Raw genomic sequence first — 12071 nt, 5'->3', positions numbered from 1 at the left:
GCCTGATCTTGCCGCGCTGCCATCCAAGAAAAAGTGCACTGCGCCAGGCGGTCCCCTTCGCGCGTTCTTAACGAATTCATTCTGCTGCAGCGCTCAGGAATGAAATTCGCGCGCGCAGCTACTGCATTCCGCATAAGCGCTGTCGGCAGCAATGCGTCGTTAGACTTCGGTCGCGCGTGCGGCCGCTCGCGAAGAGGCGACGGGTACCGCGCACTGCAGACGCACACGCACGGTATCGTTGTACCCGGCCCGAAACGTGAACGGGATTCGCTCGATCGTGTAGCCCAGCCGTCTCATCGACAGTATCAGGGTGCGTGGGGGGAATCGAAGCGCCGCCCGTCCCAACGCGTCCGAGCTGTCGACGGCCATGTCCGGCGGATTCGAGCCGAACAGCACGAGCACGCCTTGAATCGGCGGCCCGCTCATCGATCGCACCTCCACGAACAACGCGCCAAGACCAGCCCGTTCGAGCTCCGGCATCCGCCGTGCTGCGAAGTGTAGCCGTACGATCCCCGGCACGTTGGCACATCCGCTCCGCTCAAAGTGGTCCGTTGCAATGCGCCGAGGCGCACAGGACACAAGCATCGCGACGGCCGGCGAATACAGAACGACGGCCGCGAAGTTGCTCCACGTTCTGCCTTTCATTCATGTCCCTCGCATGTCTAACGTTAGGTTCTGCAGCAGCGCTCTTACGAAATTGCGCGCTCAGCGCGCCTTCCGCAAAGCGCTGTCGGCAGCAACGCGTCGTTATGCAGCAACCTCTACGTAGGTCGCCGACGTACCGCCCACGGGAAGTGGCAGGCCTGCCTCGCGGAGGCCTTCCAGATGTAACTCGATCGCCTCACGCATCGCGCGCTCCACGTCGGACTGCGACGCGCCCGCGGCGACGCATCCCGGCAGGTCCGGCGAATACGCCGAGAAGCCGGTGGGGGTCGATTCAATGATGATCAAGTAGCGGTGCACGCGTTACTCCTGACCCGAGGTCTTGAGCCCTGCCTGCTTCAGGATGCTATTCAAAGTACCTGGCGCAAGGTCGTCATTGCTAGAGCCCGCGAGGGTGACCAGCCCCGGTTTCGAGGGATGTCGGAACTGGTGATGACTGCCTCGCGTTCGCGCGAGCACCCACCCGTCATCAGCAAGCAATCGGAGCACATCGCGAACTTTCACGCCGCACTCCCGGCCCGTCGAATGAATCTTGCTCGCGTCCTCGGTTAACGCGTCATTCGATACCATGCCCGATGGGCCTTGCCGTCGCAACGATCATTCTATTGCAGCATAACGCCCGGTTCTGTTGCAGCGCTCTGATGAAATTGCGCGCGAAGCGCGCATACCGCAAAGCGCTGTCAACAGCAACGATCGTTATGCACTCGCGCGACGAGACGGACGTGTCGCCGTATCGCGCTCGACGGCGACGCGCTCTGCCAGGTAGACTTTCAAGAGTGACTGGTACGGCACATCGCGCTGATTCGCGAGCACCTTGAGATCGTCGAGCAGGCCTTGCGGCAAGCGCAGCGAAATCGTTTCGGTCGATGGCTTCAGATTGGGAAACGCGACGCGTCGTGCGCTGGTCCAATCGAAGTATTCCGCCGAATCGGCGGTCGCCCAAAACTCCCGCTCCTCGTCTTCGGAGCGGAAGTGCGGAATGGCCTTCAAGGGGGCCTTCGCGCGCGCCTTCGGCTTCGCGCTAGGGCGCTTCGAACGGGACTTTGGCATAGTGCGAACGCTCCTTCCGGCTCATGGGCCGGGCCGAGATGACACGAACGAGATTCTGCCGAACGGTGAAGATGACGGAGAGCAGGCGCCCGGCGTTCGAGCGGCCGAGCAGGTTATAGCGCCGCTCGTGAGCCGAGTGCTTCGCATCCTCGGCCAGCAGTACCGGCCGATTGAAGAAGACCTCCTCCGCCTCCGCCCGCGACACGCCGTGGCGCGCCCAGTTCTTCTCGGCGTTTCCACGGTCCCAGTCGAAGCCGACGAGCTGGGCAGTCAGAGCAGCGAAATCGGTCACACTACTAGTATATGCTGGTCATATACGGCTCGCCAGCCCACCAGCCGCGGTCGCCGGGGCCAGTTCAATGTGCATAACGTTTGCGATCTGCTGCAGCGCTCTCATGAAGTTGCGCGCGCAGCGCGCATTCCGCCATGCGCTGCCAGCAGCATCGCGTAGTTATACGCCGCCGCTGACTTCCGCCGCGTCCCACGCCCGTCGCTCGTGCCGGAGGGTGAGAATCACCACACGGGCCGCATCCACCCGATAGATGATCCGATATGGCGCGTGCAGCACTTCGCGATACGCTGGGAGCCCGATCTCGCGCACAACGCGCCCTTGCTGCTCAAACCGTTCCAATGCCTTCACACGCGCCAGCAATTTCTCGAGCCACGCCGCCGCTGCCGCCGGACGATCTTGCGCGATGAAGTCCACGGCCTCCAATGCCCGCTGCTCTGCGAGCGGGGACCAGACGACCTTCATCGCGCGAGACGCACCCGGAGCTTCTTCGCCACCGCCGCGTGCGTGAGGATCTTCCCTGCCGCCACTTGCTGCTCCGCCTTCCGCACGTCCCGTAACAGGGCGAGTTCATCGAGCATCCCCTCGTAAGAGCCCACGTCTAAGAGCACCGCCGCGCTCCGACCGTGCTGCGTCAGGATGACCGGCTCGCCGGTGGCCTGGACCTGCTCGATGAACTGCGCGGCATTGGCCCGGAACTCCGTCACCGGCTGGATATCGCGGCTGGGCTTCAATTTCGGCATAGGGGCTCCTGAAAGTCTGTACGGAGGAATGTACCGATCATCTCGCGGCCGCGCAAGCGCTCGTAGTGCGTATAACGAAGCTGTAGGATAAGTCCCGATTCGAACCAATGTGGAAACGGAACTTGATGCCTCGCGACGGGTTTGTCGTGCATCGAATGTGGTGTCGTTTCGCCTCGCTGTCGAGTGCCCGCCATGGCCCGCTACAAGTACATCGATACCCAGCCGAAGTTGATCCCGGTGGATCTGTCCCGCCAGCTGCTCCCTGGGACGTTCGAGCACGCGTTGAATCATCTGCTCGACCACGAAATCGACCTGTCCCACTTCGACGCCCGCTTCCAGAACGATGCGACGGGCGCACCGGCCTATCCGCCCGCGCTGTTGCTCAAGGTGGTGCTCTTCGCCTACTCGCAGGGGATCGTGAGCAGCCGACAGATCGAACGGGTGTGTCAGGAGCACGTGACGTTCATCGCGCTGTGTGGGGATCGCGCGCCCCACTTCACGACGATCGCGAGGTTCGTGAGCACGCTCGGGACTGCCATCGCGCCGGTGTTTGCCGCGATCCTCGCCGTGTGCGACGCGCAGGGGCTGATCGGCCGCGAGATGTTTGCGATTGATGGGGTGAAGCTGCCGAGCAATGCCTCGAAACATCGCAGTGGGACGCGGGCCGATTTCGAACGCCAGGCGGAGAAGCTCGAGGCGGCCACTACGACGATGCTCACGCGCCATCGGGCCGCCGACACGGCGCCCACCGAGCCGGATCCGGACACGAAAGCCACCAAACGGATCGAGAAGTTGGAACACGATGCCGCGCAGATTCGCACGTGGCTCGCGCGGAATCCGGAGGAGCGTCGCGGCGCGAAAGGGGCGATCCGCAAGAGCAATCGCACGGACAATGAGAGCGCGAAGATGGCGACGAGCAAGGGCGTCCTACAGGGCTACACGGGCGTCGCGGCGGTCGATGCGGCGCATCAGATCATTGTGGACGCGCAGGCACACGGCACGGGCTCCGAGCAGGAACTGCTCCTGCCCGTGGTGAGGGCCGTGCACGCGTGGCGGACCGCTGACACGCTGATCACGGCCGACGCGGGGTATCATAGCGAAGCGAACCTGCAGCAGCTCGCGGCGATGCAGGTGCCGACCTTGATCGCGGACAACGACATGCGCCGTCGGGATGAACGCTTCGCGACGCAAGACCGCTACACGGTGCTCCCCAATCCACTGCACGACAAATCAAAACCGACGGTCACCGCCACCCCGCTGTTCACGCCGAACGATTTCCACTACGACGCCGACGCGCGCACGTGCACCTGTCCCGCCGGCCAATCGCTCTACCGAAAAGGGCGCGCGAATATGACCAAGGACTATGTCGGCGAACACTTCCGCGGCGCGAAGCGCGACTGCGTCCCGTGTGCGCTGCGGGCGCTGTGTCTCCGCACGCCCGACACGACCGCTGTGCGCAACGTCGCTTTCTTTCGAGGCCGCGTCGAACCCGATACGCGGCAGCCCCGCGAAACGCACACCATGCGCATGAAGGCGCGGATCGATTCCCCACGCGGCCGCGAGCAATACGGTCGCCGCTTCGCGACGGTCGAGCCGGTGTTTGCGAACTTGCGGCACAACAAGCGCCTCGATCGCTTCACGCTGCGCGGGCGCGCGAAAGTGGATGGCCAATGGAAACTGTTTTGCCTGGTGCACAACATTGAAAAGCTCGCCCACGCGGGCTACGCGGCGTAGAAAGCGATCACTGGATGCGCGTATTCGCGCACAAGTCACCCAAAAACCGCAGGACGAATACACGACCTGCACTTCCACGCGGCGAGATCGATTTGAACGCGCAGGAGCGGCGCGAAAAGGGCTTATCCTACAGCCTCAACGTTGCGGTCTGCTGCAGCGCCCCAATGAAATGGTGCGCGCAGCGCGCATTCCGCAAAGCGCTGTCGGCAGCAATGCGTCGTTATGGCCCGGCGCGACGAAGCCAAGTGGCGGGGTGACGATGACCGTGGATGACGCCGACAACGCTGATACTGTTGGGATACAGCTTGAAATAGACCGCGTACGGAAATCGGTGCAGCAACACTCGACGTAGTCGGCCGCGTACGACGGGAAAGTGTTCAGGTGCCTCCACGATCTTGTTCATGGCGACGTCGAGCTCTTCCAGAAAGTCCACCGATGCGTCTTGGGATCGGGCGAGATACCATTCGAACGCTTCCGCAATTTCGGCGCGGGCCTGCGCCCTGATGCGGAGGGCGGACACTTAGCGAATCCGGGCCCGCAGCTCATCGCGGAGAGCGGCCCACGGAATGCCCGCGTCAGGATCGGCATCAGCTTCGGTTTCGCGGCGGTCGAGATCCGCGGCGAGGGAAGGCGTGAGCGGCGCGGCGGCCGCCGGATCAAGACTGTCCCAGAGACGGCCGATCAGCGCGATGCGCTCTTCGGCGGTGAGGGATTCGAGGGTCTGCGACCGTTCAACCATAGATCAAGGATGCCGGGAATGTCCGTTCACCGCAATGCCTGCCCACGTGGCCATAACGAAGCTGTAGGATAAGTCCCGATTCGAACCAATGTGGAAACGGAACTTGATGCCTCGCGACGGGTTTGTCGTGCATCGAATGTGGTGTCGTTTCGCCTCGCTGTCGAGAGTCTGCGCCATGGCCCGTTACAAGTACATCGATACCCAGCCGAAGTTGATCCCCGTGGATCTGTCTCGCCAGCTGTTGCCCGGGACGTTCGAGCACGCGTTAAATCACCTGCTCGACCACGAAATCGACCTGTCGCACTTCGACGCCCGCTTTCAGAACGATGCCACCGGCGCGCCGGCGTATCCGCCCGCGCTGTTGCTCAAGGTCGTGCTGTTCGCGTACTCCAAGGGGATCGTGAGCAGTCGACAGATCGAACGGGCGTGCCAGGAGCACGTGACGTTCATCGCGCTCTGCGGCGATCGGGCGCCGCACTTCACCACGATCGCGAAATTCGTCAGTACGCTGGGGCGCGACATCGCCCCCGTGTTCGCGGCGATCCTGACGGTGTGCGATGCGCAGGGGCTGATCGGCCGCGAGATGTTTGCGATTGATGGGGTGAAGCTGCCGAGCAATGCCTCGAAACATCGCAGTGGGACGCGGGCCGATTTCGAACGCCAGGCGGAGAAGCTCGAGGCGGCCGCCACGACGATGCTCACGCGCCATCGGGCCGCCGACACGGCGCCCACCGAGCCGGATCCGGACACGAAAGCCACCAAACGGATCGAGAAGTTGGAACACGATGCGGCGCAGATTCGCACGTGGCTCGCACGCAATCCGGACGAGCGGCGCGGCGCGAAGGGGGCGATCCGCAAGAGCAATCGCACCGACAACGAGAGCGCGAAGATGGCGACGAGCAAAGGCGTCCTGCAGGGCTACACGGGCGTCGCGGCGGTCGATGCGGCGCATCAGATCATCGTGGACGCGCAGGCGCACGGCACGGGCTCCGAGCAAGAACTGCTCCTGCCCGTCGTCGCCGCCGTGGAGGCGATGCGTACCAACGACACGCTCATTACCGCCGACGCGGGATACCACAGCGAAGCGAATCTCCAGCAACTCGCGGCGATGCAGCGTGCCGACCTTGATCGCGGACAACGAGATGCGTCGTCGTGACGAGCGCTTCGCGACGCAAGACCGATACACGGTGCTGCCCAATCCACTGCACGACAAATCGAAACCGACGGTCACCGCGCATCCGGTCTTCACACCGACGGATTTCCGGTACGATGCTGACGCGCGCACCTGTATCTGTCCGGCGGGCAAATCGCTCCGCCGCCGAGGACGCAGCAATGTCACGAATGGCTTCGTCGGGGAACACTTTCAAGGCGCGCCGCACGATTGCCTCCCGTGTGCGTTGCGGGCGCAGTGTCTCCGCACGCCGCACACTACGCCGGTGCGCAACGTCGCCTTCTTTCGCGGTCGTGTGGATGCCGACGGCGCAACGCACACCGCGCGGATGAAAGCGCGCATCGATACCCCGAGCGGGCGCGAACAATATGGCCGACGTTTTGCGACGGTCGAGCCGGTGTTTGCGAATCTGCGACACAACAAGCGCCTCGATCGCTTCACGCTGCGCGGGCGCGCGAAAGTGGATGGCCAATGGAAACTGTTTTGCCTGGTGCACAACATTGAAAAGCTCGCCCACGCGGGCTACGCGGCGTAGAAAGCGATCACTGGATGCGCGTATTCGCGCACAAGTCACCCAAAAACCGCAGGACGAATACACGACCTGCACTTCCACGCGGCGAGATCGATTTGAACGCGCAGGAGCGGCGCGAAAAGGCTTATCCTACAGCCTCAACGTGGGCTTGTGCTGCGGACGCTTCCATAAAATGCAGGTGAGCGGCCGCGCCGTACCTCAAGGTACGATAGAGCGCGGCCGCTCGCCTGCTTCGTTAACGCGGCCGTCAGACACCAAGCGTCGTTAGTCAGCAGCGGACGCGGAACTCTGTACTCCCCATCCCTCGTTGGCGCAGCGGACCTTCTCTGCAGGGACTGGAATGGCTGTGGCCGTGGCCGGATCCAGACGCCAGGCACGCCGCACGTCGGTGTACCACCTGTGTCGGTCGCCGGACGACCGCCACGACGTTCAGATCGGAGCGCCCACTCACCCCACATAGCCTGGGCTGAGAAAGGCGGCGTGCGCCTTCGGTGACGCCGAGGAACAAACGCTGCGATTACCCCGCCACGATGGGACGGCCGGCAGAATCGCGCTGAAGCATACGCTTGAAGAGCGGGCGGTCGCCCGGGGGGTGCGGACCCAGCTGAGAGCATACCGCCAGGCGCCGACGCTCTCGACCACCCAGCCAGAGAGCTGCGTCGAACCGGGTAGCTCGCCGGTGTACTCCGCGCTAACGAATTCCGACACACGCACGAGATCGAGCGACGACTGCGTCCACGCCTCAGGGGCCGCGGACAACAGCGCGATGCTAAGGAGAAAGATTGGCCGAATCACGTATGCGTGGCTGTCTGACTAACGTGGGCTTGTGCTGCGGACGCTTTCATAAAATGCAGGTGAGCGGCCGCGCCGTACCGAAAGGTACGATAGAGCGCGGCCGCTCACCTGCTTCGTTAACGCGGCCGTCGGCACCAAGCGTCGTTAGAGCGCCGGGGCCAATGCCTCGTATTCCATGACCTGATTCCCGAGCTGAGGAACAGCCTCCTGCCGACTGGCGTGAGCAGGTGGCTGGAATCGGGCGGCAATCCGGGCCCTCGCAGAAGAGATAGGGCCAGAAGGCGACGTACAGCTGCCCCGAACGCTCGGCGACCAAGATCGACCGGCTGCGCGACTCGCGCTCGATGACTCCAGGGATGTGTTCGGCCTCGAAGACGGTCACCTTGCTGCCGCGGCCCGCGCGGTCGAGGACTAACGTATCCGCGATGACGGTGAAGAATGATGGCGGCCCCGAGAGCGGCACCGTCGCCGGCATCGCCGCACCGTCATACCGCACGAGCACGTAGGTGCCCGCAGCGCTCGACGGAGCCAACGGGTCCGTGCAGCCGAGCGCCAGCAGGCAGATTGCGCCCAACGGGCTCAGGAGGCGTCTCCAGAACGCTAAGCAGATCATCAAGCGCATTACCCTGGATGCGCCACCGATGTCACGGTGCAGTCGCTCTAACGTGTGCTTCTGCTGCAAGCGCTCCCATAAAATTCGGTTGCGGGGCCGCTAGATTCCTTCCATAAAGTGGAGCAGCGGCCCCACAACCGCTACCGCACCTGCGTTTGTCGGCAGCAAGCTTCGTTATACCGCTCGCACTCAAATTGTGAAGCAAAACAGACTGACCGTGCCTGAAAGGGACGGTACGTCATCTCGTCTCGGTCAGCGCAGCCCAGCGCAGGGACCCACCCTGCGCGCCCTTTCACCACTTCGGCAGCATGAGCGCATAGACAGGTAGCGCCGGGGCGGGTCGGGCTTACCGGGGCGAGCGTGCGATCGCAAGAATGTTTGGAATCATTGCGCAGGCCGTTCGGCAGCGCCCCCTTGGCTCTCTCGAGGAGGAGGTGTCAACGAAGCCGCGCCGAGTATCTAGTCCGCTGACTCGACGCGGAGCATGGGATCGGGCCGTGTGGTGATGTCTTCATCCTCGGAACAGGCATTTTCCGGTTCCCCCGCGTGAAGTGCAAACTCCTGTAGATTCCCTCATCCCCCCACCCTATTGCTTCGAGGTTCTCGATGCACAATGCTCCTGCCCAAGCTCTCCGGCTCCTAGCTCTGACCATTCTCACCTTGGTCGCAGCCTGCGGCGGCGAGCGACTCCGTGGAGAGGAGACGGCGGTGCTCACGTCGCCGCCCGAAGTGCCGCCGCCGATTACGCGCAAGCATCCCACGAAGGTCATCGTCAATCTCGGGGCACACGAGCAGACGTCTCGGCTCGCCGACGGAGTGGACTACACGTTCTGGACTTTCGGTGGCACAGTACCCGGATCCTTCATTCGTGTGCGGCAGGGCGACGTTGTGGAGTTCCATCTTGCCAATCATCCATCCAGCAAGAATCCGCACAACATTGACCTGCACGCGGTAACTGGGCCCGGTGGTGGTGCATCGGCATCGCTGGTGACTCCTGGTCAGACGGCGACGTTCACCTTCGAGGCGCTGAATCCCGGATTGTACGTCTACCACTGCGCAACGTCGCCGGTGGGGATGCACATTGCGAACGGTATGTACGGGCTCATCCTCGTAGAGCCCAAGGGCGGTCTCCCGGCGGTTGATCGCGAGTACTACGTGCAGCAGGGCGAGTTCTACACGCGCGGGAACTTCGGCGTTGCGGGCCACCAACCCTTCGATATGCAACGTGCCATCGACGAGGATCCTGCCTACGTCGTGTTCAATGGCTCGGCCGGCGCCCTGATGGGTGAGAAGGCGCTCACAGCTGAAGTGGGTGAGACCGTGCGACTGTTCGTGGGGAATGGTGGGCCAAACCTCGTCTCGAGCTTCCACGTCATCGGCGAGATCTTCGACCGCGTGTACACGGAAGGCGGCACGAAGAGCATCAACGAGAATGTGCAGACCACGCTGATTCCCGCGGGCGGAGCAGCCATCGTCGAGTTCAAGCTCGAGACCACGGGTAACTACATCCTCGTGGACCACTCCATCTTCCGTGCCTTCAACAAGGGCGCCATCGGTATGCTGACGGTGGGCGGTGCGCCGGACAGCGGCGTCTACTCCGGCCGGCAGTACGAGGGCATCTACCAGCCCGAGGGCGGTGCGATGCAACGGATGCCGACGAGTGACGCGCCAGCGCCAGCCACGGCGCGGAATCGGGCGGAACAGATCACCATGGGCGAGCGCGTTTACGCGCAAAATTGCGCCGCCTGCCATCAACCAGCCGGTAACGGGCTGGCTGGGGCGTTCCCACCGCTCGCCGGATCAGACTATCTGAACGCTGACGTGACGCGCGCCATCGGCGTGGTGCTGCACGGCCTCTCGGGCCCCGTGACGGTGAATGGCGTGCAGTACAACAGCCTGATGCCAGCGCTGTCGCTCGCTGACGAAGACGTCGCCAACGTCCTGACGTACGTCTACAGCCAATGGGGCAACAACGGCACGCGTGTCACGCCAGACCAAGTCAAGACCGTACGTGCGGCAGGCGGGCGACGCGTGAACATGGATGCTCACTAGTTAGAAAGTGGGGCTGGCGCTGCCGCGCGTGTGTCGCGCGGTGCGCCATGCCGCCACCGCCTAGCGAGCCTCGGCGCTCGCGCCGGAACTCCGGATCCGCGGCCACAGCGCCACGAAGAACAGCCCGAGTCCGGCAACCTGCAGCGCCGCCGCCACGACGATGGCCGCGCGCCATGCCAAGTCTTGCTGCGTCCCTGGCCACGACTCAAGCACGACGCGCACTCCCGTGCCTCCGGCGATTCCCCACCACGCGATCTCCGCGAGCAGCGGTTGATGCTTGGCTTCGCCGACGCGAGGCCGCGGAAACATCCACAGCGCAACGCCGGCAATCATCATCAGCACGAACCCGACCAGCAACGCGTGCGTGTGCGCGCTGCGCAGTCGCCAAGCGACTGGCACGCCGAACTCGCGGCCGAGGAGCATCCAGAAGCCGAGCGCCAGACCGATCAGCAGGAAGGCGATGGCCGTCTTGAGATAGCGTCGGACCAGCGGGTTCACTACGGCGCTCCGCTCGCGCTCGGCGGCGTCAAGGTTGTTGCCACGCTACGCGCGAGCACGGTGACAGATTGTCAGGAGCATCTCGCTCGCCGTCGTCGCGCGCACGGAGTGCGTGACATTCCCTGCGAGACAAAGGAGTTGCCCACCGTGGAGAACCCGCGGACCATCCTCCAGTGTCACCACGAGCTCCCCAGAAAGCACGTGAATGGTGACTTCGCCGTCGGTGCGGTGCGCCTTGAGCTCACCGTCCGGCTCGAACACAAACAGCAGCTGGGCGAGTGCGCCATGGCGCGCGAGCGCGACCTGACGATGTCCATTCTTGGCCGCGTGCGGTTCGGCGCGTAATTTCGCGGCCGCAGCCGACAAGTCGATGTGCTGCGCGTTGCCAGCCAAGCGCTCGTGCGGGTGCGCGCGCAGGCGATCCTCTTCAGTCATACAATCTCCGGGGGAGGGACGGGCGGCGCAGTGATGACGGCGCGTCGACCTACCCGAATACTACTCGTTCGCGCGCGACTCGCGGCCGTCAGCGGCGCGGCCGCTCCAAGCTACGCCGGCAGTCAGTAGTACCCAAACCGCACTTCGCAGTAGCATTGCGCGCACGCTGTCGACGGCAACGTGCCCACCGGACCGAGATAGCACAAAGATGACGACGAGTACAAGGACGTTGAGGCCCGCGATGAGACCGGCGGCTTTCCACGCTTTGGCCGCTCGACGCCACGCGAGGATGCCAACGACGATGTAGGCAAGCCCCATGGCTACGTTGAACCAAAGAAGCGGGCGGAAGGTCAGGTACCCGGGGTCGCGACCTGCGAGCACACTGGCGCCAGCGGCAATCGAGGCTATTCCGAAGAGCACGCCGACAAGGCCGCTGAGGCGTCCGACCCATTCGCGTGCGGTGCGCGCGTTACTCATGGCTGGCTCCGTCGGTATAACGTGTGCTTCTGCTGTGGACGCTCATATAAAAAGGGTTGGGCGGGGTCGCCGCAACCAACCGAGGTCATCACGGCGACCCCGCCCAACCCATCCGCACCCGCGGCCATCGGCAGCAAGCGCCGTATCGCGCCGTCACGCGCGAACATCTGCCGAGCACCCTCGGGAGGGCTTTGCCGAGCGTCGGGGCCGTCAGCGCGCCGAGTCGCTTGACCAGGCGCTCCCGGTCGACGGTGCGCAGCTGGTCGAGCACCACGTGGCC

15 protein-coding genes and 1 pseudogene are annotated in these 12071 nt (G+C 63.9%); 3 read left to right on the top strand and 13 right to left on the bottom strand.

What is annotated here, in order from left to right:
• Positions 1-159: 159 nt before the first annotated feature.
• The 7 genes from IPP90_23185 to IPP90_23155 form a co-directional block, all read right to left on the bottom strand.
• Entirely contained in the window at positions 160-480 is a 321-nt protein-coding gene (locus tag IPP90_23185) for a hypothetical protein (protein ID MBL0173539.1), read from the bottom strand.
• Positions 481-747: 267 nt separating this feature from the next.
• Positions 748-963 (bottom strand): type II toxin-antitoxin system HicB family antitoxin, encoded by a 216-nt coding sequence (locus IPP90_23180; GenBank protein ID MBL0173538.1) that lies wholly within the window; start codon positions 961-963, stop codon positions 748-750.
• 3 nt (positions 964-966) lie between these two features.
• On the bottom strand, positions 967-1167 hold the full coding sequence (locus tag IPP90_23175; protein ID MBL0173537.1) for a type II toxin-antitoxin system HicA family toxin: 201 nt from the start codon (positions 1165-1167) through the stop codon (positions 967-969).
• A 192-nt stretch (positions 1168-1359) separates the two neighbouring features.
• Positions 1360-1713, bottom strand: a complete 354-nt coding sequence (locus IPP90_23170; protein ID MBL0173536.1) for a BrnA antitoxin family protein — start codon at positions 1711-1713, stop codon at positions 1360-1362.
• Positions 1685-1987: a BrnT family toxin gene (locus IPP90_23165; protein MBL0173535.1), complete on the bottom strand. Its 303-nt coding sequence runs from the start codon at positions 1985-1987 to the stop codon at positions 1685-1687. Before IPP90_23165 ends, IPP90_23170 begins: the two co-directional genes overlap by 29 nt.
• A 177-nt stretch (positions 1988-2164) precedes the next feature.
• Positions 2165-2467, bottom strand: a complete 303-nt coding sequence (locus IPP90_23160) for a type II toxin-antitoxin system RelE/ParE family toxin (GenBank protein MBL0173534.1) — start codon at positions 2465-2467, stop codon at positions 2165-2167.
• Complete coding sequence (locus IPP90_23155; protein ID MBL0173533.1) at positions 2464-2745, bottom strand: type II toxin-antitoxin system Phd/YefM family antitoxin; 282 nt, start codon at positions 2743-2745, stop codon at positions 2464-2466. Before IPP90_23155 ends, IPP90_23160 begins: the two co-directional genes overlap by 4 nt.
• A 192-nt stretch (positions 2746-2937) precedes the next feature.
• Between IPP90_23155 and IPP90_23150 the strand changes: the two genes are divergently transcribed.
• Complete coding sequence (locus IPP90_23150; protein MBL0173532.1) at positions 2938-4479, top strand: IS1182 family transposase; 1542 nt, start codon at positions 2938-2940, stop codon at positions 4477-4479.
• 220 nt (positions 4480-4699) lie between these two features.
• On the opposite strand, the gene IPP90_23145 is transcribed toward IPP90_23150, so the two are convergent.
• Positions 4700-4999 (bottom strand): type II toxin-antitoxin system RelE/ParE family toxin, encoded by a 300-nt coding sequence (locus IPP90_23145; GenBank protein ID MBL0173531.1) that lies wholly within the window; start codon positions 4997-4999, stop codon positions 4700-4702.
• Positions 5000-5218, bottom strand: a complete 219-nt coding sequence (locus tag IPP90_23140) for an addiction module protein (protein ID MBL0173530.1) — start codon at positions 5216-5218, stop codon at positions 5000-5002.
• A gap of 175 nt (positions 5219-5393) precedes the next feature.
• Between IPP90_23140 and IPP90_23135 the strand changes: the two are divergent.
• Positions 5394-6924 (top strand): annotated as a pseudogene (locus IPP90_23135) (IS1182 family transposase).
• A gap of 838 nt (positions 6925-7762) precedes the next feature.
• Here IPP90_23135 and IPP90_23130 read toward each other — a convergent pair.
• Positions 7763-8338 (bottom strand): hypothetical protein, encoded by a 576-nt coding sequence (locus IPP90_23130; GenBank protein ID MBL0173529.1) that lies wholly within the window; start codon positions 8336-8338, stop codon positions 7763-7765.
• 597 nt (positions 8339-8935) lie between these two features.
• Between IPP90_23130 and nirK the strand changes: the two genes are divergently transcribed.
• Complete coding sequence (gene nirK / locus IPP90_23125) at positions 8936-10381, top strand: nitrite reductase, copper-containing (GenBank protein ID MBL0173528.1); 1446 nt, start codon at positions 8936-8938, stop codon at positions 10379-10381.
• A 60-nt stretch (positions 10382-10441) separates the two neighbouring features.
• Here the strand turns inward: nirK and IPP90_23120 are convergent, their stop codons facing one another.
• The 3 genes from IPP90_23120 to IPP90_23110 are packed head-to-tail and all read right to left on the bottom strand — an operon-like array spanning position 10442 to position 11791.
• Positions 10442-10879, bottom strand: coding sequence for a hypothetical protein (locus tag IPP90_23120; GenBank protein MBL0173527.1), 438 nt, complete (start codon positions 10877-10879; stop codon positions 10442-10444).
• A gap of 45 nt (positions 10880-10924) precedes the next feature.
• Positions 10925-11314, bottom strand: a complete 390-nt coding sequence (locus tag IPP90_23115) for a cupin domain-containing protein (protein ID MBL0173526.1) — start codon at positions 11312-11314, stop codon at positions 10925-10927.
• A gap of 60 nt (positions 11315-11374) precedes the next feature.
• Positions 11375-11791 carry a hypothetical protein gene (locus tag IPP90_23110; protein ID MBL0173525.1) on the bottom strand — a complete coding sequence of 139 codons (417 nt, stop codon included), beginning with the start codon at positions 11789-11791 and terminating at the stop codon, positions 11375-11377.
• Between the last annotated feature and the right edge of the window lie 280 nt (positions 11792-12071).

The organism is Gemmatimonadaceae bacterium, assembly GCA_016720905.1.
In the GTDB taxonomy this organism is placed as follows: Bacteria; Gemmatimonadota; Gemmatimonadetes; order Gemmatimonadales; family Gemmatimonadaceae; genus Gemmatimonas.
Note: the sequence above shows the minus strand (reverse complement) of the source record. Positions and strands in the feature narration are given on the sequence as shown.